The organism is Mesorhizobium sp. M1D.F.Ca.ET.231.01.1.1, assembly GCF_003999155.2.
Classification (GTDB): Bacteria; Pseudomonadota; Alphaproteobacteria; order Rhizobiales; family Rhizobiaceae; genus Mesorhizobium.
In genome coordinates, this window is record NZ_RZOZ02000010.1 from 160,424 (window position 1) to 182,153 (window position 21,730).

Annotated in this window: 19 protein-coding genes; 18 read left to right on the forward strand and 1 reads right to left on the reverse strand. The window is 59.7% G+C overall.

Annotation, left to right across the window (positions count from 1 at the left end):
* The first annotated feature begins 73 nt into the window (after window positions 1-73).
* The 8 genes from EN874_RS24385 (at window position 74) to EN874_RS24420 (ending at window position 8,081) form a co-directional block, all read left to right on the forward strand.
* Entirely contained in the window at window positions 74-520 is a 447-nt protein-coding gene (locus EN874_RS24385; RefSeq protein ID WP_127426950.1) for a flavodoxin domain-containing protein, read from the forward strand.
* A 278-nt stretch (window positions 521-798) separates the two neighbouring features.
* Window positions 799-1,608, forward strand: a complete 810-nt coding sequence (locus EN874_RS24390) for a helix-turn-helix transcriptional regulator (protein WP_210236002.1) — start codon at window positions 799-801, stop codon at window positions 1,606-1,608.
* A gap of 432 nt (window positions 1,609-2,040) precedes the next feature.
* Entirely contained in the window at window positions 2,041-2,958 is a 918-nt protein-coding gene (locus tag EN874_RS24395; protein WP_210236003.1) for an alpha/beta hydrolase, read from the forward strand.
* A 163-nt stretch (window positions 2,959-3,121) separates the two neighbouring features.
* Window positions 3,122-3,826 (forward strand): CoA transferase subunit A, encoded by a 705-nt coding sequence (locus EN874_RS24400; protein ID WP_127426951.1) that lies wholly within the window; start codon window positions 3,122-3,124, stop codon window positions 3,824-3,826.
* Window positions 3,826-4,455, forward strand: a complete 630-nt coding sequence (locus tag EN874_RS24405; protein ID WP_127426952.1) for a 3-oxoacid CoA-transferase subunit B — start codon at window positions 3,826-3,828, stop codon at window positions 4,453-4,455. The genes EN874_RS24400 and EN874_RS24405 overlap by 1 nt, the downstream gene beginning before the upstream one ends.
* A gap of 114 nt (window positions 4,456-4,569) precedes the next feature.
* Entirely contained in the window at window positions 4,570-6,144 is a 1,575-nt protein-coding gene (locus EN874_RS24410; RefSeq protein ID WP_127426953.1) for a Re/Si-specific NAD(P)(+) transhydrogenase subunit alpha, read from the forward strand.
* A 15-nt stretch (window positions 6,145-6,159) separates the two neighbouring features.
* A complete protein-coding gene (locus EN874_RS24415) occupies window positions 6,160-7,593 on the forward strand; it encodes an NAD(P)(+) transhydrogenase (Re/Si-specific) subunit beta (protein WP_127426954.1) in 1,434 nt (477 codons plus the stop codon).
* A gap of 8 nt (window positions 7,594-7,601) precedes the next feature.
* On the forward strand, window positions 7,602-8,081 hold the full coding sequence (locus tag EN874_RS24420; protein WP_281061450.1) for a substrate-binding domain-containing protein: 480 nt from the start codon (window positions 7,602-7,604) through the stop codon (window positions 8,079-8,081).
* A gap of 60 nt (window positions 8,082-8,141) precedes the next feature.
* Here the strand turns inward: EN874_RS24420 and EN874_RS24425 are convergent, their stop codons facing one another.
* Complete coding sequence (locus tag EN874_RS24425; RefSeq protein WP_127426955.1) at window positions 8,142-9,320, reverse strand: ROK family transcriptional regulator; 1,179 nt, start codon at window positions 9,318-9,320, stop codon at window positions 8,142-8,144.
* A 114-nt stretch (window positions 9,321-9,434) separates the two neighbouring features.
* Between EN874_RS24425 and EN874_RS24430 the strand changes: the two genes are divergently transcribed.
* From EN874_RS24430 to EN874_RS24475, 10 genes are all read left to right on the forward strand, one after another.
* Window positions 9,435-10,706 (forward strand): ABC transporter substrate-binding protein, encoded by a 1,272-nt coding sequence (locus EN874_RS24430; RefSeq protein ID WP_127426956.1) that lies wholly within the window; start codon window positions 9,435-9,437, stop codon window positions 10,704-10,706.
* Window positions 10,707-10,771: 65 nt separating this feature from the next.
* Window positions 10,772-11,656, forward strand: coding sequence for a sugar ABC transporter permease (locus tag EN874_RS24435; protein ID WP_127426957.1), 885 nt, complete (start codon window positions 10,772-10,774; stop codon window positions 11,654-11,656).
* Window positions 11,656-12,507, forward strand: coding sequence for a carbohydrate ABC transporter permease (locus EN874_RS24440; RefSeq protein WP_127426958.1), 852 nt, complete (start codon window positions 11,656-11,658; stop codon window positions 12,505-12,507). Before EN874_RS24435 ends, EN874_RS24440 begins: the two co-directional genes overlap by 1 nt.
* Window positions 12,508-12,574: 67 nt before the next feature.
* Window positions 12,575-13,720, forward strand: a complete 1,146-nt coding sequence (locus EN874_RS24445; protein WP_127309401.1) for an ABC transporter ATP-binding protein — start codon at window positions 12,575-12,577, stop codon at window positions 13,718-13,720.
* 26 nt (window positions 13,721-13,746) lie between these two features.
* Window positions 13,747-15,906 carry a beta-galactosidase gene (locus EN874_RS24450; RefSeq protein WP_127426959.1) on the forward strand — a complete coding sequence of 720 codons (2,160 nt, stop codon included), beginning with the start codon at window positions 13,747-13,749 and terminating at the stop codon, window positions 15,904-15,906.
* Window positions 15,907-16,347: 441 nt separating this feature from the next.
* Window positions 16,348-17,577: an FAD-binding oxidoreductase gene (locus tag EN874_RS24455; protein WP_127426960.1), complete on the forward strand. Its 1,230-nt coding sequence runs from the start codon at window positions 16,348-16,350 to the stop codon at window positions 17,575-17,577.
* An 11-nt stretch (window positions 17,578-17,588) separates the two neighbouring features.
* Window positions 17,589-18,434 carry an enoyl-CoA hydratase/isomerase family protein gene (locus tag EN874_RS24460; protein ID WP_168247583.1) on the forward strand — a complete coding sequence of 282 codons (846 nt, stop codon included), beginning with the start codon at window positions 17,589-17,591 and terminating at the stop codon, window positions 18,432-18,434.
* Window positions 18,415-19,908 (forward strand): AMP-binding protein, encoded by a 1,494-nt coding sequence (locus EN874_RS24465; RefSeq protein WP_168247584.1) that lies wholly within the window; start codon window positions 18,415-18,417, stop codon window positions 19,906-19,908. The genes EN874_RS24460 and EN874_RS24465 overlap by 20 nt, the downstream gene beginning before the upstream one ends.
* A gap of 93 nt (window positions 19,909-20,001) precedes the next feature.
* A complete protein-coding gene (locus EN874_RS24470) occupies window positions 20,002-20,772 on the forward strand; it encodes a class II aldolase/adducin family protein (RefSeq protein ID WP_127426963.1) in 771 nt (256 codons plus the stop codon).
* A 115-nt stretch (window positions 20,773-20,887) separates the two neighbouring features.
* Window positions 20,888-21,664 (forward strand): TetR/AcrR family transcriptional regulator, encoded by a 777-nt coding sequence (locus EN874_RS24475; RefSeq protein WP_168247585.1) that lies wholly within the window; start codon window positions 20,888-20,890, stop codon window positions 21,662-21,664.
* Window positions 21,665-21,730 lie beyond the last annotated feature (66 nt).

A 21,730-nucleotide genomic window follows, 5' to 3' on the forward strand; every position in this document is an offset into this window, starting at 1 on the left:
CGCTAATGACATTTGTCACCCGATGCGTTGGCGAGTGCTCACTACAGCGCACCAGACAAGGGAGCAAACAACCATGATTACGGTGCTTTATGGTACGGAGAGCGGAAACTCGGAAGTCGTGGCCGATGCTGTGACTGAAGTGCTGACAAGCCAGGGCTATGAGCCTCGCGCTATAGGCATGGAGGCCGTTGATCCTGCTGAACTTGGCGGCCTCGGCCGTGTCGTCGTCATTTCCTCCACCTACGGTGAAGGTCAGTTGCCCGAGACCGCGCAGCCTTTTTACGATGCCTTGGTCGTGACTCGTCCGGATCTTTCCTCACTTCAGTTCTTTGCGTTCGGCCTCGGGGATAGCTCGTACGAAACCTACAACAACGGTATCGAGATTATGATTGACATGCTCAAAGAGCTTGGTGCGCGGCAAATTGGCGTGACCGGCCGGCACGATGCTGCAACGGGTCATTCCTTGTCGGCAATCGCTGTCAAGTGGGCGATGGATCAAATGACGCCGGTCATCGCCTGACCCTTGGGCGGCATTGTGGGTCACGACGAGCATAGGGCGAGTAGCAACTCATCCGCGGCCACCCGCAACTCTGCGTGGCTGCGTTCACCGTCTTTGGACCTGCATGGTACAAAGCCGGTACGACCCGCGCGCGGCCTGCCCAATTTTGTGCAGGCTTGGCATCAGGCTCGCCTTGGCGCGCAGCTTTCGTGATTTTGGAGGTTTTTCGATTTTTGCGCGTGTTATCGGGGGGATAACGATGCAGACGGCACCGAGTTTGGAAAGATAGGGAGGATCAGATGTTGGAAAACGCAGATCATGAGCGCTGCATTGCGGTGCGAGGGATGAGTTTCCAAAATGGCGATGAAGTTGCACGACATTCCCACCGACGTGCGCAGCTGATCTATGCTACGACCGGCGTGATGGAGGTTACATCGGGTAATAAGTATTGGCTTGTTCCACCCCAACGGGCGGTGTGGATCCCGCCCGCGACCGACCATCAGATGCGTGCTCGTGGCGCTGTCCAACTGAGGACGGTTTATATTTCCCCAGATGCTATACCCGATGACTTTTCACCCCAGCCAGTTCTGATCTCCGTAAGCCCGCTTCTGCGCGAACTCGTCCTGCGGAGTGTGAATTCCGCAACGAACCATGACACCTGCGAGCTCAAGACGCGAATCCTATCACTTATTGTCGATGAACTTGGAGCTCTTATGCGCGAGAGCGAGCATGCTCTGCCAGTTGGGTTACCCCTCCCGCAAGGGCAAGACAAACGTCTGAGCAAGGTTTGCCGGGCCTTGCTTGACGATCCGGGTTGTCATCGCGGCCTCAACGAATGGGCATCGCTGGTCGGCGCCTCGAAAAGAACACTTGCTCGTCGGTTTCAATCGGAATTCGGGATGACTTTCTTGACGTGGCGACAACAAGTACGGGTCGCTGTTGCGTCGTCGCGCCTTGACCAGGGCGAACCGGTTACGTTGATTGCGGGCGACCTGGGTTATGAAACACCGGCTGCGTTTTCTGCGATGTTCCGGCGCGTGACCGGGCTCACGCCAAGCGGATACACTGCAAGTCCTGCCGCCCTTGGAGCCGGAGAGGTGGGCGGATAGTTTTCCAAGCAAGCAGGAAATGATTGCCTGTTCGAAATGCGGCTGATCCATTTGAAGGCGTTGAAGGGTGGAAATCCCTTCGCATTCCCCGCCGGCGACAGCCAACGCATCTATGTCCTCGGGCTTTAAGCTGACGGCCATCGTTTGGCAGCCAAGGCCAACTCGACGACCTCGCGCACGTATCGGGATCGGTATGCGCGCGGTCACCCCTGAAATTCGCGCAAGCGTTGGCTGTGGGGCACAGGTGCTCAGCGCTCAGATGACCCCATTGAGCCAATAATGACCATTGCAACGTAGCTTTTGGCAGCTCGGGCAGCGTCGCGCTTCGGCGAATTCGTTATTGTTGCCACTAGCCAACGCTACCGCTTCCGACAGCTAGACGGTCGCGAAGCTACCGGCGGTATTGGCGATACTAGTCATGGAGGACGTAGCGTGGAACGAAGGGTCGAGTTCAAGAGCAGCGGTTATACGATCCGGGGAGTTCTCACTCGTCCCGATGGCGCACAAGGCGACGTTCCGCTTGTCGTTCTGGCAGGCGGCTGGTGCTACACGAAGGAGATTGTGCTGCCGCACTACGCCAAAGCCTTTCTCGAAATTGGCTGTGCCACGCTTGCTTTTGACTATCGCAATTTTGGTGAAAGCGAAGGCGATCTACGCCAGAACCTTAACCCTTGGGAGCAGATTGAAGACATAAGAAACGCTGTTTCCTTCGCGGAGACACTTGAAGGGGTCGATCCCAGGCGGATCGGTCTCATGGGCATCTCCTATGCCGGCGGACACGCCATTATCACCGGTGCAATCGAACCACGCCTCGCCTTCGTCATTTCCGCGGTCCCCGTAGTAGATGGCTATCTTACTCTGAGGCGGTGCCACGGGGAAATGAGATTCGCGGAACTCCTTCGACTGGTCGCGGAGGATCGCAACAATCGATATGCCGGCAAGGCCGGTGCCACGATCCCGCAGTCTCCGAAGGCGGATCCAGCCAAAGAGCTTACCGCTTGGCCGTTCCCGCATATTTACTCCGGGTTTATGGCGATCAAGGAAAAGGAGGCACCTCTCCACGAACATTGGACGACGATTGAGTCAGTTGAGTGGCTCCTGCGCTATCAGGCTAAGCCATACGCGGAGCGCATTTATGAAACACCTGTGCTGGTTGCGATTGCCAAGGGCGACAATATCACCTCGTCTGACCTTGAGATCGAGATGTTCAACGCCATCCCGTGCCCAAACAAGACTTTTGTTTCGGTTGGCGGGGTCGATCATATGAGCCTTTACACCAAGCCTGACCATCTTGAGAGGATCGGCAAGGCTTCGGCGGTGTGGTTGAAGGACACGCTCTCAAAGCTTTGAGGTAGCGGTAGGCGCTCAGCAGAAGGCCTGCTCGGCCTATCCAGATATCTCGATCGATCGGAATCATACGCCCGGTCGATCGAGTGCGCGCGTGTAGTGGATCACTCGACCACATTACAAACGGGTCACGGCCAACCGTTCAGGGTGCCTCGAAGGAACTGCCATGAATAAGGTTTACTCAAATGCCGCCTCAGCGCTCGATGGGTTGTTGTTTGATGGCATGACGATCGCCGCCGGCGGCTTCGGATTGTGCGGCATTCCTGAATTATTGATCAGTTCCCTACGGGATAGTGACGTCAGGGATTTGACAATCGCTTCGAATAACGCGGGCGTAGACGATTTCGGTCTGGGTCTTTTGTTGCGGACCCGCCAAGTCCGAAAGATGATTTCATCCTATGTGGGAGAAAATGCCGAGTTTATGCGACAGTATCTGTCAGGCGAGCTCGAACTGGAATTCAACCCGCAGGGCACACTCGCCGAGCGTATGAGGGCCGGAGGCGCCGGCATCGCCGGCTTTTACACCAAGACCGGTGTTGGGACTGTCATAGCCGAAGGCAAAGAGCATAAGCAGTTCAACGGACAAACGTACATTCTGGAAACCGGCTTCGTTGCTGACGTCTCAATCGTGAAGGCCTGGAAAGCCGACGAGTCGGGCAATCTGATTTTCCGAAAAACCGCGCGAAACTTCAATGTGCCAGCTGCGACTTGCGGCCGGATCTGCGTTGCGGAAGTGGAAGAGATCGTGCCTGTCGGGCACCTCGAGCCAGATCAAATTCACCTGCCTGGAGTTTACATCCATCGGCTGATTTCCGGGAGGCATGAGAAGCGCATCGAACAGCGAACCGTTCGCACCAGGGAGAAGGCGTAATGCCTTGGGATCGAGACCAAATGGCGGCGGTCGCCGCCCGTGAACTGCAAGACGGCTGGTACGTAAATCTCGGAATTGGGATCCCGACATTGGTCTCCAACCATATTCCCAAGGGAATATCCGTTACCCTTCAGTCGGAGAATGGCATGCTCGGTATGGGCTCTTTTCCCTGTGAGGGAGAAGAGGATGCCGACCTTATAAACGCAGGCAAGCAGACAATTACCGAACTGCCTCAAACCTCCTATTTCGACTCTGCCACGAGCTTCGCCATGATCCGCGGCGGCAAGATCGCGATGGCGATCTTGGGTGCCATGGAAGTGAGCCAGGAAGGCGACCTGGCGAACTGGATGATCCCGGGGAAACTCGTGAAAGGAATGGGCGGTGCGATGGATTTGGTCGCAGGCGTCGGTCGTGTGGTTGTCGTCATGGATCATACAAACAAGGCTGGCGAATCGAAGGTGCTGAAAAAATGCACCCTCCCGCTGACTGGAAAGGGCGTTGTTGATCGCATCGTTTCCAACCTGGCGGTTCTGGACGTGGTTCCAGGGGGACTGCAGATAGTTGAACTTGCCGATGGGGTGAGCGAAGAGCACCTTCGCACCGCAACTGAGGCAACAATCATTAGTTGAATTAGGTATTTTCGGCGCAGGGTTGGTCCCACTTCTTTTGGTGGCGTGCCGACCTTCGAAATTGGCTCACCCTTGACACGAACAAGGCTGATCTCGGCCCAATGGGAGGAAGCAATGAAAATTGGTGCGCCCAAAGAGATAGTCGCTGGCGAAGCGCGCGTTGCCATGACCCCGCAGTCGGCCTTGCAACTGGCAAAGCTTGGGCATGTCTGCCTCATTGAGGCCGGCGCCGGCGCGAGGGCCGGCTTTTCGGACGAGGACTACCGCAATGCCGGCGTGACGGTCCTCGATACGGCCAAGGCGCTCTATTCGGCGGCAGATGTGATAACCAAGGTACGCCCACCGGAGCGCGCCGAGATTGGGCAACTGACGTCAGGCAAGACGCTGATCTCCTTCTTTTACCCTGCGCAAAATGCGGAACTCTTGGCTATGGCTGCGGCCACGAGTGCCAATGTCATTGCGATGGACATGGTGCCGCGCATTTCCCGCGCGCAGAAAATGGATGCCCTGTCGTCAATGGCGAACATTGCCGGCTATCGCGCCGTCATTGAGGCAGGCAGCAATTTTGGGCGTTTCTTCACCGGCCAGGTGACTGCCGCCGGTAAGGTTCCTCCAGCCAAGGTGTTGGTCATCGGTGCGGGTGTTGCTGGACTGGCCGCTATTGGAACGGCGACTGCGCTTGGCGCCATCACCTATGCCTTCGATGTGCGCCCGGAAGTGGCAGAGCAAATTGAGTCGATAGGTGCTGAGTTCGTCTTCCTCGACTTCGATGGTGCGAACCAGGACGGGGCTGCGACTGGCGGCTATGCCGCGCCGTCGTCGCCGGAGTTTCGCCAAAAGCAACTCGCCAAATTTCGCGAGTTGGCGCCAGAAATCGACATCGTCATCACGACGGCGCTCATTCCGGGTCGCGAAGCGCCCAAGTTGTGGCTGGCCGATATGGTGGCAGCGATGAAACGCGGTTCGGTCGTCATCGACCTGGCCGCCGAACGTGGTGGTAATTGTGATCTGACGGTACCGGACGCGCGCATAGTCTCGGACAATGGTGTCGTCATTGTCGGCTATACAGATTTCCCCAGCCGGATGTCGGCGCAGGCCTCAACGCTTTATGCAACGAATATCCGCCATATGATCGCGGACCTGACACCCGGCAAGGCCGGCAAGATCGTCCACAACATGGAGGACGACGTTGTCCGCGGCGCAACCGTGGCGTTTGAAGGAGAGGTGGCCTATCCGCCGCCGCCGCCAAAGGTTCAAGCCATCGCTGCCCAGAAGCCGAAGGAGAAAGACAAACAGCTCTCACCCGAAGAAAAGCGGGCGAGCGAACTTGCTGTCTTCCGGGCGCAAACGAGGAGCCAGGTCGGCTTGCTCGCCGTCGGAACGGCCCTGGTGCTTGTGCTCGGAATATATGCGCCGGCGAGCTTCATGAACCATTTCATCGTGTTTGTGCTCGCATGCTTCATCGGCTTTCAGGTGATCTGGAAGGTGTCACATTCGCTGCATACGCCGCTAATGGCGGTGACGAACGCCATTTCCGGCATCGTCATTCTGGGGGCACTTTTGCAGATCGGCTCCGGCAATTTGCTGGTGGTGATCCTTGCCGCGGTTTCGGTGCTCATCGCTACGGTCAATGTTGTCGGTGGTTTCCTCGTCACACGGCGCATGCTCGCCATGTTCCAGAAGTCATGACGGAGGAATGAAATCATGACGATCGGTATCGTTTCGGCCGCCTATGTCGCCGCGGCCATTCTTTTTATCCTGTCTCTCGGTGGGCTGTCGGGGCAAGAAAGCGCTAAGCGCGCCGTTTGGTATGGCATCGTCGGCATGGCTCTGGCGGTGGTTGCGACGGTGGTCAGCCCAGGTGTCGGCAATTGGCTGGTTATCTTTCCGATGATCGCAATCGGCGCCGGGTTCGGCCACCGCGTTGCAAGCCGCGTGCAGATGACGGAAATGCCGCAACTTGTAGCGGCGCTTCACTCTTTCGTGGGACTTGCTGCCGTGTTCATCGGCTTCAACGCCCATATAGCGGCCGGGCAGATAGCCGGAATGGACGCAGCATCCCGCGCCGCGCTTGATGGATTTGCCGGCATTTTGGCCCACAAGACACCCGTCGAATTGTCCATCATGAAGGTGGAGGTTTTTCTCGGAGTTTTCATCGGAGCAGTAACCTTCACCGGATCGGTCGTAGCCTTTGGCAAGCTTTCCGGAAAGGTCGATGGCAAGGCAAGAAAGCTTCCCGGCGGGCATGCACTCAATGCCAGCGCCGCGGCCCTCTCGCTTATCCTGTTGGTCATGTACACCAGCGGCGTGGGTGCCTGGACGTTGGTCCTTATGACGCTCGCTGCCTTCTTTATCGGCTACCATCTGATCATGGGCATAGGCGGTGCGGACATGCCGGTTGTCGTCTCGATGTTGAACAGCTATTCAGGCTGGGCCGCTGCGGCAATCGGCTTCACGCTCGGGAATGATCTTCTGATTGTCACCGGCGCTTTAGTCGGCTCCTCCGGCGCGATCCTTTCCTACATTATGTGCAAAGCGATGAACCGCTCCTTTGTCTCAGTCCTCCTCGGAGGTTTTGGGGCAGCCGCAGGAAGCCAGATGAAGATCGCAGGCGAACAACTGGAAATCGATGCGGATGGCGTCGCGGCCGCGTTAAACGATGCCGATAGCATTATCATCGTGCCGGGCTACGGAATGGCAGTAGCCCAGGCGCAGCAGGCAGTCTCAGAGCTGTGTCGTAAGCTGCGCGCTGCTGGAAAGAGTGTTCGGTTCGCCATTCACCCCGTCGCGGGGCGACTGCCGGGACACATGAACGTTCTGCTGGCGGAGGCCAAGGTTCCCTATGACATTGTCCTGGAAATGGACGAGATCAACGACGATTTCCGCGAGACGGACGTGGTCATCGTCATTGGCTCGAACGACATCGTAAACCCGGCGGCACAGGAGGATGCAGGTTCCCCGATCGCCGGCATGCCGGTGCTCGAAGTGTGGAAAGCCAAGCAAGTGTTCGTGTCCAAGCGTGGCCAGGGAACAGGCTACTCGGGTATCGAAAACCCTCTATTCTATAAAGAAAACACCCGCATGTTCTACGGTGACGCGAAGCATTCGGTCTCTCAGTTGATGCCGATGATTGGCTAGATTATCGCATCAACCGTGGCTATCGAAACGTCGTGGCCTTATCGCATTGTTCTCGCGTTCAGAAGGATCAGGCAAGCGCCATGCGTTCTGCCGGATATGCAAGGGCGATGGCCAAAGCCGGTATTCCGGTCGACCAGTCGCTGATCGGCGACGGCACCTTCACAATGGAATCAAGCGCGGCCTGGTTCGATCGCTTACTGGCGACTGCAGATCCACCCACCGGCTTGGCATGTGCAAACGAACTAGGCCTTCTGGGAGCGCTGCATGCTCTCGGCAAGCGGGGTCTTACGCCAGGCCGCGATGTTCACATCGTTGTCGGCGACAACACGCGCCTGGCGCGCTTCCTGCCGGCGAAGGTCGGAGTTTATTTCGTCGACATGGCCGCCGTCGCGCGCAAACTTATCGAGGTGCATGATACGCGGATCGCCAATCCGCTCGAGCCTATGGCGACAATCTTGCTGGAAGGTAGTTTCCACTCTGTCGGATAACTGCCGGAGACAGCGCAAAGACGGCTGCTGCTCTGCTACCTTACCTTCCAGCCGCGCGTCCTATGCAATGCTGCTCGTTTCTCCGGCCCTGCTTTCGAAATCGAATAGCCTTTGGGTTGCGAGGGCCGCTGCCCCGCGAGCCCAGGAGTCATCGGTCCAGTCCGGCGTGATCGGCGGCGGCATCCACATTGCATGCCGTTTCAAGGTGCCCCGCATGGGCTCGAAGAGATAGTCACCGAACGTGACAGCTTCGCCGCCGCCGACAATCACTTCAGGATCGATGATGTTGCAGAAGCCGCCCAAGAACCTGCCGATCCCTTCGCCCGCTTCGCGCAAAAGGCTCACAGCCATGTCTTCGCCGGCCTGTGCTGCCTTAAGCATGTCGTGCCGAGTAACCTCAACAGACATGCCCTTGGCCTCCCGCCATCGCTTGACCAATGCCGGTTCCGAGAAAAAAGCCTGCAGGCAGCCGCGTCGGCCGCATTCGCACGGTGGGCCGTCCGGATCATAGATCGAATGGCCAAGCTTTCCCGCAGCCCCGCTCGCGCCGTGGTGCACGGCTCCGTCGATCACCACCGCGCAACTGATGCCGGCTCCTATGGCCAGGGCCCCCACCGTTCGATGGTGCCGACCAAGGCCGAACAATTGCTGTGCAAGGGCGAAGGCGTTCGTGTCATCATCAACCCAAACTGGCACATGGACACGCTCGGCAAGCATAGCAGCGATCGGCACGTCAACCCAGTTGAACCGGTGGCTGAGCCGGCAGACGCCTTGGTCGATCACCCCGGGCACCGCGATACCAATGCCGCTGAGCTGTGCTCCTGCCGGTGCTTTGCGATCCGCAAGCAATTTACTGACGGCCGTGGCACAGGCCTCTACCGTGCTTTGCGGTGAGGGGTCGCGAACTGTGACCTGCCTGGAGACAAGCGGGGTCGTGGCGAGATCAGTAAGTACGCAGTCGATCGCACCCACCATCAACTTCAGCCCGACAACGAGCCGGCCTGCATAATTTATCTTGATTGGGATGGGGCGCCGCCCTGGTGCACCAAGACTGGCTTCGCCTTCGACCAGTATATTCTCGTTCAGCAGCTCGGAGACCACGAAGGTCACCGCCGCCGGGCTAAGGCCGCTGCGCATGGCCATCTCCGCCCGGCTCATCGGGCCGTCGGCGCGGATCATGTTGAGGATCAGCCTTCGGTTCAAAGCGCGCGACGTCTGCTGGTCACCCTTGAGCTTCATTCAGTCCTCATTATTAATTTTGTAAATTAACTATTGACCGGGTTCATCTGCATACGCTACCGTTTGCCTCGGTTCAATTGGAATCCGGCTGTTCTCAGGGAGGAGATAAAAGCCATGACCAACGCCTTAGCCGGCCTTCGCACGACGCGACGCCGCTTTCTCAAGGGCACGGGTGCGGCCATCGCTGCCTCCGCCGCCGGAAACCTTTGCCTCCCGGCATTGGCGCAAGCGCAAGAAATCACCATCATTTCCAACCTCAGCAATGTCGGGCAACGCGACATCCTGCACAGGCTGGCGGCCGAATACGAGGCGAAATCCGGCGCCAAGGTCACCATCAACAACATGGATCACGAGGCGCACAAGACCGCAATCCGCAGCTATCTCGTCGTCGGCGCTCCCGACATCTGCTTCTGGTTTTCCGGTAACCGCATGAAGGCCTTCGTCAACAAGGGCCTGTTCGACGACATCTCCGATCTGTTCGCCCACGAGAACTACAAGAGCGTGCTCGGCGCCACGACGAATGCCGTCACCGTCGGCGACAAGCAATATGGCCTGCCGATGGGCGGTCTGCTCTGGGGCCTGTTCTACCGCAAGGACGTCTTTGCCGAACACAATTGGACGCCGCCCAAGACCTGGACCGATTTTCTCGCCTTTGGCGAGGCAGCGAAATCCGCAAGCATGATCCCGATGAGCATGGGCACCAAGGAACTGTGGCCCGCAGGCGGCTGGTTCGACCATTTGAACCTGCGCATCAACGGCCTCGACAAGCACATCGCGCTGATGGACGGCAAGGTCCAGTACACCGATCCGATGCTGACGCCCGTCTTCGACAAATGGAACGATCTGATCAAGGCCGGTTTCTTCTCGCCCAACCACAGTTCCTTCGGCTGGGAACAGGCGGGTGCGGCGCTGGCGCAAAAGAAGGCGGCCATGATGGACCTCGGCGGTTTCGTCAGATCCGCCTTCCCGGAGGCCGACGTTCCGCAACTCGCCTATGCGCCGTTTCCCGAAGTCGTCCCCGGCGTCGCCCGGTATGAGGATTTCTCGGTCAACTCCATTCACGTGCCTGCCAACGCAACGAACAAGCAAGGCGCGCGCGACTTCCTCGCCTATTTCTACAAGCCGGAGAACCTGGGCGCCTTCCTCGCCGCCGAGGGAGCCATCCCGCCGCGCAACGACTGCCCGCCGAGCAAGGATCCGCTGGTCAACGCCGCCGTCGAGGAACTGAAGAAGGTGGTTGGCACCTCGCAATACTACGATCGCGACACCGATCCGGACATGGCCCAGGAGGGCATGACCGGGCTCCAGGAATTCATGGTCAAGCCCGAACGGCGCGATCAGATCCTCGAGCGGCTGGAAAAGACCCGCAAGAGAATCTTCGGTTAGTCCTCCCGGACCTGACGGGCCGCCGCCTCTCCCGGCGGTCCCGTCTCTCTTTTGGATGAATTCCCATGCCCCGCTTCTGGCGCAGAAATCGTCATTGGATGACACCGGCACTTCTCCTTCTGCCGGGTCTCATCCTGTTCAGCCTGGTGATTCTTGCCGCCTCCTTCGAGACGGTCTGGATCTCGCTGCACGACTGGGACGGTATCGGCGCGAAGACCTGGGTCGGCCTCGCCAACTATGTCGAGTTGGCCGAAGACCCGCAATTCTACGTCTCGCTCAAGAACAATATCATCTGGCTGCTGATCTTCATGCTGGCGCCGCCGATCGGCCTCGCGCTGGCGCTGATCGTCAACCAGCAGATCGGCGGCATGCGCATCCTGAAATCGCTGTTCTTTATCCCGCTGGTGCTGGCCACGGTGACCGTGGGCGTCGTTTTCGGTTGGGTCTACGATCCGACCTATGGATTGCTGCAATTGATCTTCGGCCTGTTCGGCGGCACCGCGCCGGCGCTGCTTTCCGACGAGAATTTCGCCACCTTCGCGGTGGCCACCGCCGGTCTGTGGCCGCAGATCGCCTTCTGCATGGTGCTGTTCCTGGCCGGCCTGAACAACCTCAACGAGGACCTGATCGGAGCCGGACGCGTCGACGGCGCGCGCGGCTGGCGCATGCTGCGCCATGTGGTCCTGCCGCAACTGTCGCAGGTCGGCTTCATCGCCATCGCAGTCACGGTGATCGGCGCGCTGCGCTCCTTCGACATGGTCGCGGTCATGACCACCGGCGGCCCCTATGGCTCGTCGACGGTGCTCGCCTACCAGATGTACGAGGAATCGATCTTTTCCTATCGCTTCGGCTACGGCGCAGCAATCGCCACGGTTCTCTTCGCCATCATGATCGTCTTCATCGCCTGGTACCTGCGAGGCCTCATCAAGGCCGAACGGAGCAATGCCTGATGTATCCCCGCCCGATCCCTGAAGACGCCAAGCTCCAGCGTGCGCTCTATGTCGGCGGCGTGACCCTGGTCGTCGCGCTGTGGCTGTTGCCGCTCTTTGCCGTGATGCTCACGTCGATCCGCTCCAACGAAGAGCTGATGGCGGGCAACTATTGGGGCTGGCCGCAGAAATTCAGCTTGATCGAGAATTACATGGCGGTCTTTGAACAGACCGCGATGCTGCGCTTCTTCCTCAACAGCCTGCTGATCACCGTTCCCTCGGTGATCGGCGTGCTGATCCTGTCGACGTTGACCGGCTTCGTCCTGTCCCGCTATCCGTTCCGCGGTTCAAACCTCATTTTCGCGCTGTTTGTCGGCGGCAATTTTCTGCCGGCCCAGATCATGATGATCCCGGTGCGTGATCTGATGGTGAGGCTCGGCCTCTACGACACCGTCTACGCCCTGATCGTCTTCCACATCGCCTTCCAGACCGGCTTTGCGACGCTTTTCATGCGCAACTTCATCGCCGCCTTGCCCGGCGAATTGTTCCAGGCCGCGCGCGCCGAAGGGGCTTCGCCCTTCCAGGTGCTGCGTCATGTGGTGGTTCCGCTGGTGCGGCCCGCACTGGCGGCGCTCGCCATCCTCACCTTCACCTTCATCTGGAACGACTATTTCTGGGCGATCGTGCTGACCCAGAGCGACGCGGTCAAACCCGTAACCGCCGGGCTCAACAATCTGCGCGGCGAATGGACGTCGGCCTGGAACATCATTTCGGCGGCAACGATCTTCGTCGCCCTGCCGCCGGTCGTCATGTTCTTCCTGATGCAGAAGCATTTCATCAGCGGCCTCACCATGGGGGCGGTCAAGGGATGATCTCCGCTTCAGGATTTCAGGTCGGACCATACGGACGCAACCGGCAGACACGGAAAGGCGCCTCGCGATGAGCAGCGTGGAATTGCGCAAGGTCGACAAGCACTACGCCGGCTATCATGCCCTGAAGGCGATCGACCTGAAGATCGAAAAGGGGGAATTCGTCGTCATGGTCGGGCCTTCGGGCTGCGGAAAGTCGACCTTGCTGAAGACAATCGCCGGGCTTGAGACCATCAATTCCGGCCAGGTCGTGATCAACGGCCACGATGTCACCCGGGAAGAACCCGGCGATCGCGGCATCGCCATGGTGTTCCAATCCTACGCGCTTTACCCGCACATGACCGTGGCGGAAAACATGGGCTTCGGCTTGCGGATGGCGAAGCGGCCAAAGGCTGAGATCGATGCCGCCGTCAAGCGCGCCGCCAAAATCCTTCGCCTTGAGGAGCAGCTCGACAAACGACCCAAGCAATTGTCCGGCGGGCAGCGCCAGCGTGTCGCGATCGGCCGCGCCATCACCCGCTCGCCGGAGGTGTTTCTGTTCGACGAACCGCTGTCGAACCTCGACGCAGCGCTGCGTACGCAGATGCGGGTGGAGCTTTCGAGCCTGCATGCCCAGCTCGGCTCCACCATGGTCTACGTCACCCACGACCAGATCGAAGCCATGACCATGGCGGACCGGATCGTGGTGCTGAACAAAGGGCAGGTCGAGCAGGTCGGCTCCCCTCTCGAGCTCTACGCCAACCCGGCCAACATCTTCGTCGCCGGCTTTCTCGGCGCGCCGCGCATGAACTTCATCGAAGCGCGGGTGGAAACCGTCGGCGCGGCCAGCCTGACGCTGACGGCGGCGGGAATGCCGGCATTTGCCTTCGGCGACATTGATCCGGTCGGCATTTCGGCTGGCGACGCGGTGACCGTCGGAATCCGACCGGAAAACCTGCATGTGCTCGAGCGGGCAGACGCAGGCCAGGCATCGTTCCCTGGCCAGGTGCGGCTGGTCGAACATCTGGGACGGGAAACGGTTCTCTACCTCGACGCTTCCCCCCTCCAAGCAACCAATTCGGACAGCGGCACCGGCAATTTCACGGTGCAGCTCAACAAGGTGTCGCCCATCAGTGTCGGCGCCCGGCTGACGGCCGGCTTCGAGATCGCCGACGCCTATCTGTTCGGACCCGATGGCCGCACGCTGACGTCGCGAAAACCCGTTCCCGCAACCTGACCCTCGCATCCAAGAGTATCATCCGCATGCACTGCAAGAAGCCCGCCCCGCTTTCGGTTTGGCGACCGCTCAATCTCGACCGCTTCCTTCTGGGAGCACCGCACTATCCCGAACATGTCGACGAGAGCTGCTGGCGACGCGATGCCGAGCGCATGCTTGCCGCCGGCGTCAACACGGTCCGGATGGGGGAGTTCGCCTGGCATATTTTCGAGCCCTATGAAGGCAAGTTCGACTTCGATCTGTTCGACCGGGCAATCGAGGTTCTCGGTGCTGTCGGAATCGACACGATCATGTGCACGCCGACAGCGACGCCGCCGCGCTGGCTGACCGTCAACTATCCCGAGGTGTTGCGCGTCGACGTCAACGGCCACCGCGCGAGCCATGGATCGCGTCAGCACGCCGACACCACCAGCCCCGTGTTTCGCGCTCACAGCCGCCGCATCACGCGCGCCATGGCCGAGCACTACAACAACAATCCTCGCGTCATCGGCTGGCAGACCGACAACGAGCTCAACACGACGGTTTCGGAGTCGTTCGCGCCTTCGACGCGGCTGGAATTCCAGAAATTCCTGCAGCACAAATACGGCGCGATCGGCGCGCTGAATTTCGCCTGGGGCGGCCATTTCTGGGCGACGGCCTACGACGATTTCTCGCAAATCGACCTGCCGCGGCCGCTGATGCCATCGTATCCGAGCCCCGGGCAGGTGCAGGACTACCATCGCTTCCTGGCCGCGGCGACGGCGGCTTTCCAGCACGACCAGGTCGAGATCCTGCGCGCCGCTAATCAGGACTGGTTCATCTTCCACAATCTTGGCCAGCTCGCCGACATCGATTTCCGCGGCCCGTTCGGACAGGACCTCGATTTCATCGGCTTCGACATTTATCCCATGCTCTACGACGAGATGCGCCGCAGCGGCGGTCACGCGGCCACGCAAGCGCTGCATCTCGATATCTGCCGCGCATATAGCGGCAACTATATCGTGCCGGAACAGGCTTCCGGGCTCGGCAGCCAGCCGGGCTTCTCGACCATGACGCCGGAGCCCGGCGAGATGCGCCGCATGGCCATGACGTCGGTGGCGCGCGGCGCAGACGGCATCTTGTTTTTTCGCTGGCGCCCCGCCCATTTCGGCGCCGAGATTTACTGGATGGGCGTCATAGACCACGACGACGTCCCGCGCCGCCGCTATGACGAGGCCAGCCGATTTTTTCACGAGATCGCCGGCATCAAGGATCAGATCCTCGGCACCGCGGTACGGATGGATCTTGGCATCGCCGGCGCCGACTTCGACAACCAGGAAGCGCACAAGACCTATCCGATCGGGCTTCCGAGTCCGCTCGACGACGCAACGCTTCTGCACCGATACTGCTACCACAAGGGCATAGCCTGCGGCTTCATCCACCCCGAAGACGACCTGTCGCGGCTGAAGGCGCTCTACATCCCGCACTGGGTGATGTGGAAGGACGATTGGAACGAAGGCGTCGAGACCTTTGTCCGCAACGGCGGCACATTGATCCTATCTGCCCTGACCGGAACAAGGGATGGGAACAACCACATCGTCCGTGAGCAGGCACCGGGCGCCGCCCTGTCAGCTCTGAGCGGCGTCAAAGTCACCGAATTCGGCCGAATCGTACCGGAAGGTGGCAATGGTTTGTTCCCCCTGTTCAGACAGCCTGCCATGGGCGCCCATGTGCCGCCATCGCCGCTGCCCGCCTCGTCGGCGGAACGCAAATACCACTTCACCTTCGGTAACCGGCAGCTTGAGGCGGCGCATCTCTACGAACTGCTCGAGGTCGCGCCGGACACCGAGGTGCTGGGTTGTTGGTCGAACCGCTTTTGCGCCGGACAGCCGGCGATCACCAGCCGGCAGCTCGGCAAGGGCCGCGTCGTCTATGTTGGCACCTATCTTACTGCGGCACTTGCCGAAGCTGTCGCAGATACAGTCCTTGCTCGGGCGGGCGTCGCGCCCTTGCTTCCAGAGTTGCCAACCGGGGTGGAGGTATCAGTTCGCGAGACCCAAGATCGCCAGTTGATGTTCATCCAAAACACCACGGACGCTCCCGTGGCGGTGCCGGGCGTGCCGGTGGGCACGGATCTCCTGACCGGTGAGGGTGTGGGAAACACTCTGCAACTCGAGAGCTATGGTTGTGCTGTGATCGCGATGCATACAGTCCACCGAGTCGCCTAGATGGCATTGTGACCTTTGCTGCATCGGGTGCCGGCTCCGGCACTCTCGAAATCGTCGGCAGCCCCCACAATCAGCTAGGCTGACGCTGTCCCGAAAGGGATGCGTGATGGCTGCCGAGCCGCAAGGTTGTCTGGCGTCAACCTTTCCCATTCCTCTTAAGCGACCGCACGCCTACGAGCTGCCGATCTCCGATGTGGTGCCTGATGGGTCCTCGGTACCGAGTGTCGCGGGGCCAGGCGTAAGCCGTCGAAATTCGATGCCGTGAAAAACGGCAGGGGAGGCTCCGCAACGCATTGACTACTTATCGAACAGTCGATAAGTTTTTGTCTATCGATCGTTCGATAATTTCGTTGAGGTGGCCTTATGACGGATCTTCCGATGGGGTGTTCTCAGGAATTTAGCCGGCCCTGTTGGCCCTGCCACGACATTGGGATCTGAAAAGTGACGAGCGGATCGGATCGCAGGACTTTCGATGCAATCATTGTCGGCGGGGGCATTGTCGGCGCGGCGGCAGCACGCGCGTTGGCCAGGGAAGGCCTCGACGTGGCCTTGTTTGAACGCAACCGGCTTGGCTTCGGTGCTTCCTCGCGCAACATCGGCTTTGTATTTCTGCACGGCCGCAAAGGGGTGTCTTTGGATATTGCGCGGCGCAACCGCCTTCTCCTGGACAACTTTCATGATGAGATGGGCGGCGACTTTGAATACCGCAGGAACGGCGGCCTCGTCCTATGCGAGAGCCAGGGGCAGCTGTCACTGATCAAGGAGTTCGTCGACGCGCGCCGCCGCGACGGCCTGAACATTGAATTCATCGACCGGCAGTCGCTCCTCGAGCTCGCCCCCGACGTTCATGAAAACGTCGTCGGCGCGAGCTTTTGCAGCGAGGACGCCCAGATCGGCACGGCTACTGTGGTGAGAGCGTTGGCGGGGTCGGCCGTGAGATCAGGGGCGACCGTTCTCGAAGGTCATGAGGTTCTGGAGATATTGACGGCTGGCGGTCGTGTCACCGGGATAAGCACACATGCTGGCCGGTTCGAGGCGCCTATCGTGGTATGGGCGACCGGGCCGTGGCACAGGATGGCCACGAGCAGCGGGCCGCTTGAGCTTCCGGTCAAGAGCATGAGGAATCAGCTCATCGCCACAACGCCACAGCTGCCACGCCTCAAATGTGTTCTCTACGGTGCCATTTGCTTGGCGGCCTACACACCGCTCGTCAAGGACCTGCCCAGCTTCTCGCCTGATCTGTTCGACCGACGTGAAACCAAGGTCGGCGAGTGCATGATGGACGCGATCTCGCAGCGCAGCGACGGCTCATACGTCTTCGGCGGACCGGTCGATGATGCCGGTTTCAGCTGGGAGCCTGACGTCGACGGCGTCGGCAGGATCCTCAGGCGCTTCGTGCGCCTTTTTCCAGGTCTTTCCGCGAGCGGATTCAAGGAAAGCTGGGCCGGCCGCATTCCCTATACTTCGGACAACCTTCCCATCATTGACCGTCATCCAGCAGCGACCGGGCTTCTCGTGGCGTCGGGATTCTCTTTCGGCAACAGCTCGGCCCTGGTCGCAGCTGAGGGACTGGCCGACCTGGCGATGGGGCGGCCGAAATCGGCGCTGATCGCCAAGCTCGGAATTGATCGCTCAACGCTTACCAACGATTTCAGTTATTCCTTGGGCTAATGGAGTATGTGATGCAGGAATCATATGGTGCCGGGCAAGTCATCTGCGAAATCGAAGACGAGACCGTCTTCATAGGGCTAAATTCGCCTCGGTCGCTCAATGCCATGGATCCCGTCATGGTCTCTGGCATTGTGGAGGCCACCGAGGATGCCGCGCGATCGGGCTACCGGTGGATTGTCCTTCACGGCAAGGGCGAGAACTTCTCCTCTGGTGCTTCCCTTGATGGTTACCAGGATCTCGTGGAGTCGGTCAGCTCAGGCCCGGATTCCGGCATGTACGAGTTGATTGCTTCCGAGCGCGGCCTCACGGACCTGGCGCGCATCTTGAGGCACCCCCACATCAACTCAATCGCAGCCGTGCATGGCTGGGTCATCGGCCAGGCTTTGGAAATTGCCTTGGCGTGTGATTATGTAGTCGCCGCCCCAGATGCGATTTTCTGGCTGCCGGAAACCCAACATGGCTGGAACGTCGGCATGGGCGCCACATACCTGCTTACGCACACGCTGGGCCTCGGATGGGCTCGCCGCATGCTGTTGCTCAATGAGAAGCTTCCGGCTGCACGTGCCGAGCAGTTGGGTCTTGTAAGCCGGATTGCCGCCGACAACGACATCAGGGCCGAGTCCCTGAAGCTCATAAATCAACTGCGCAAATCTTCACCGATGGCGCTGCAGTTCCAGAAGAAATTGTTGGATATTTTGCCTTCGATGTCGCTCGACGACAGCCGCGAAATGGAGATCATGACGGCATATCTTCTGGCTTCGACACACGATCCGCGCGAAGCAATGACGGCTTTTCGTGCCGGCCGCGCGCCAAATTATGCTCAGCCACGGACCAACAATGGCGCAAGCAAGAGCTGACCGGACGCTTCTTTCCTGCCTGGAGCGCTACGCCAGCGAGCGGCCCGACTGCCTGTTCCTGATTGGCCCTTGCAACGAGCAGGCGACTTATGGCGGGTTCTGGGCGGCAGCCGGAACCGCGGCTACGGCAATGCTTGCCCAAGGGGTGAAAGCCGGCGAACGCGTCGTTACAATCTGCGAGAACAGCATCGAGCTGTTCGTCATAATCGTGGCGGCCTGGCGGATCGGCGCAACACTGGTTCCGTTGAATCCCGGCCTCGGAAGCGACCTTCTTGGCGAGATGATCGCGACAGCCGAGCCCACCTTACTCGTAGTCGACGGTGGCTCAACAAAAATTGCCAGTGCGATCGAAATAGCCGACCTGCTCAAGCTCGACGGCCGCCCGAACCCTCCTGCCAGCCCACCAGGGCCCGGCACGGATGCCTTGATCATCTTCAGCTCGGGAACCACTGGCAAATCCAAGGGATGTGTTTTGTCCCACGGCTACCTGGCCTTCTTCGGTCGGGAATTCTCGGCCATGGCTGAGCTGGACGAGGATGACAGAGTGTTCTGCGTGACTGCGTTGTATCACGTGAATGCATTCTGGGCGTTTGCGGGAAGCGTGGTCAACGGCACGCCCCACGCGTTCGAGAAGAGGTTCTCTGCTTCGACCTTCTGGCAGCGGTCCAGCGAAGTCGAGGCAACGGTCTTTGACTATGTGGGTGCGATCCTTGCCATTCTTCTTCGCTCCGCGGGAGAGCGCACGTCCGGCAACCGGCTGCGGGCGTGCCTTGGCGGAGGTGTGCGCACCGAAGATCTGGCGCAGTTCGAAAAGCGCTTCCATTGCAAAGTTCTCGAAGGCTACGGGCTAACCGAATGCTGCCAGCCCATTTACCAGACAGAACGCGACCGAAAGCACGGCTCTGTCGGCCGGACGTCGATCTATTTCGATGCCAGAGTGGTCGATGAACACGATCGGGATGTCTCGCCCGGAACGCCCGGGCAGTTGCTGCTGCGGTCCCGCACGCCACATGGCTTGTTCCGGCGATACTGGCGCGACCCGGAGCAAACCAAAGCCGCATTCAAGGGCAAATGGTTTGCAACCCGAGACCTGGTGACCCGGGACACGGACGGATATTTCTATTTCATCGAACGCCTCGGGCATGTCGTTAGGCGGCGCGGAGAAAACGTCAGCTGCTTCCAGGTGGAAGGGGTTTTCGCCAGCCACCCGATGGTGCAGCTCGCTGCAGCGGTTGGCGTCCCCGCTGCCCTTGGCGACGAAGAAATCTTGTTGGCCGTCGAATTGGTCGACGGCGCAACGATGACGCCGAAGGAACTCCACAGCTGGGGTATCGAAAAACTGCCCAAGTTCATGCATCCGCGCTACGTTCGTATCGGGACATTGCCGCGCACCGCCAGCCAGAGGGTTGAGCGCCATCGCGTCAAAAGCATCGGCCTGACCGCCGATACCTACGATTCCGGGACCATTGGTTAAGCAGGCACTGCAACGGCGGTGCGGCTTGCGCCCGGGCTTTCGGCGTGGACGGGCGGTTCAACTGAAGGGACTTATCAATTGAGGAGGACAGCTATGGCAAAAACAGCCGCACGACAACGGCCAACAGCCCTCCATGAAGGCGAATGGGAGCGGCGCGTCGACCTTGCCGCCGCTTTTCGCCTGGCGGCGATCAACGACTGGCATGAGGCCGTCGGCAACCACTTTTCACTCGCCGTTTCGGTGGACGGAAAACGGTTCTTGATGAATCCCCGCTGGAAGCACTTTTCGGCCGTCCGAGCCAGCGATCTGCTGCTGCTGGACAGCGATGACCCGTCGACTATGGACCGCCCCGATGCCCCGGACGTCACTGCTTGGTGCATCCACGGCAGGCTGCACGCCCTGGCGCCGCAGGCGCGCTGCGTGCTGCATCTCCATCCGGTCTACGCCACAGTTATGGCGAGCCTTGCGAACCCTGAGATCAAGCCCATCGACCAAAACACCGCGCGGTTCTTCAACCGTGTGGCCATCGATCTCGGCTACCAGGGCCTTGCAAACAGCGAAGCCGAAGGTGAACGCCTGGCGTCCGTTCTCGGCAACCGTTCGGTTCTAATGATGGGCAACCATGGTGTTCTGGTGGCAGCAGAGACGGTAGCCGAAGCCTTCGACTGCATGTACTACCTGGAACGTGCTTGCCAGACCATGGTCTTGGCCTTATCGACTGGGCAGCCACTCAGTGTTCTTTCCGACAACGTCGCGGAAAAAACCGCGATGGAATGGCAGGAAGGCGTCCGCGACTACGCCATCGCGCATTTCGACGAGATGAAGAGGCGGCTGGACGTGCTCGATCCTGACTATGCCAACTAGTCGGTAGCGGTGCGCCACCCATCTCGTTGCGAGGTACCGCAGCGGTGGCGTTTTTTGGCGACACAGCCGCGCCTTGCTCGATTTTGCGCCAATGGGTTTCTCCCGAAAAACATCCGTGAAGGCGCTCGGGGCAACGATATCGATTGACAAGTTATCGACCGTTCGATTACAAATTTTCAATCGATCGTTCGATAAGAGCGGAGATGAAATGGCACGGTTCCAGACTGCCAAAAAGGCTCCGCCTCCGCTTCCTGCGGAACTGAGGGATGCCGCGATCGCGCTGTTTGCCGAGTTTGGCTACGCGGCCACCGGTATTCGCGAGATTGCTCGTCGCACCGGCCTGTCCAGCGCCGCGATGTACCATTACCTCCGCTCCAAACAGGATCTGCTATTCGAGTTGATGTACGATTCGATGCAGGACCAGTTCAGCGTTGCCCGGGCCGCCCTTGAGAGCGCGCAGGACCCGCAAGGCCGAGTCACGGCCTTAGCCCGAAGCCACGTGCTTTTGACCGCGTCGCGCAGGCTTGAGACCCTTGTTACCGAAAACGAAGTTCGATCTCTGACGGGCGAAAACAAGCAAGAAATTACGGCGTTGCGCGACGAGTATGCCGCGCTCTGGCGAGCAGCCATATCGGATGGTGTGGCCCAAGGCATTTTCGGTGTCGCCGACGTCAAGCTTGCAAGCTTTGCCGCCATAGAAATGTGCACCTCCGTGTCGAGATGGTATTCGCCACAGGGCCCTCTGACCCCGGAGGAGATCTCGCAGACGTATGCCGGGTTCGTCCTGGACATGCTGCGCGGCGGCGGCGCCGCGTCCGCAATGAATAAGACGGTCGACCAGCAGAAAGGAAAGGCGGGCAAGAGCGGGAGGGTCAAGCCGCCCGCGGATTAAGTGCGCCAGACAAGACAAGCAGGCCGAACTCGGCCGATGGGGAACTGACAGGCCAAGACTTCAAGA

Bases quoted from the DNA above. Each gene is read 5' to 3' on its own strand.
- EN874_RS24385 (WP_127426950.1), top strand. From the start codon at position 74: ATGATTACGGTGCTTTATGGTACGGAGAGCGGAAACTCGGAAGTCGTG.
- EN874_RS24390 (WP_210236002.1), top strand. From the start codon at position 799: ATGTTGGAAAACGCAGATCATGAGCGCTGCATTGCGGTGCGAGGGATG.
- EN874_RS24400 (WP_127426951.1), top strand. From the start codon at position 3,122: ATGAATAAGGTTTACTCAAATGCCGCCTCAGCGCTCGATGGGTTGTTG.
- EN874_RS24405 (WP_127426952.1), top strand. From the start codon at position 3,826: ATGCCTTGGGATCGAGACCAAATGGCGGCGGTCGCCGCCCGTGAACTG.
- EN874_RS24410 (WP_127426953.1), top strand. From the start codon at position 4,570: ATGAAAATTGGTGCGCCCAAAGAGATAGTCGCTGGCGAAGCGCGCGTT.
- EN874_RS24415 (WP_127426954.1), top strand. From the start codon at position 6,160: ATGACGATCGGTATCGTTTCGGCCGCCTATGTCGCCGCGGCCATTCTT.
- EN874_RS24425 (WP_127426955.1), bottom strand. From the start codon at position 9,320: ATGAAGCTCAAGGGTGACCAGCAGACGTCGCGCGCTTTGAACCGAAGG.
- EN874_RS24430 (WP_127426956.1), top strand. From the start codon at position 9,435: ATGACCAACGCCTTAGCCGGCCTTCGCACGACGCGACGCCGCTTTCTC.
- EN874_RS24435 (WP_127426957.1), top strand. From the start codon at position 10,772: ATGCCCCGCTTCTGGCGCAGAAATCGTCATTGGATGACACCGGCACTT.
- EN874_RS24440 (WP_127426958.1), top strand. From the start codon at position 11,656: ATGTATCCCCGCCCGATCCCTGAAGACGCCAAGCTCCAGCGTGCGCTC.
- EN874_RS24445 (WP_127309401.1), top strand. From the start codon at position 12,575: ATGAGCAGCGTGGAATTGCGCAAGGTCGACAAGCACTACGCCGGCTAT.
- EN874_RS24450 (WP_127426959.1), top strand. From the start codon at position 13,747: ATGCACTGCAAGAAGCCCGCCCCGCTTTCGGTTTGGCGACCGCTCAAT.
- EN874_RS24460 (WP_168247583.1), top strand. From the start codon at position 17,589: ATGCAGGAATCATATGGTGCCGGGCAAGTCATCTGCGAAATCGAAGAC.
- EN874_RS24465 (WP_168247584.1), top strand. From the start codon at position 18,415: ATGGCGCAAGCAAGAGCTGACCGGACGCTTCTTTCCTGCCTGGAGCGC.
- EN874_RS24470 (WP_127426963.1), top strand. From the start codon at position 20,002: ATGGCAAAAACAGCCGCACGACAACGGCCAACAGCCCTCCATGAAGGC.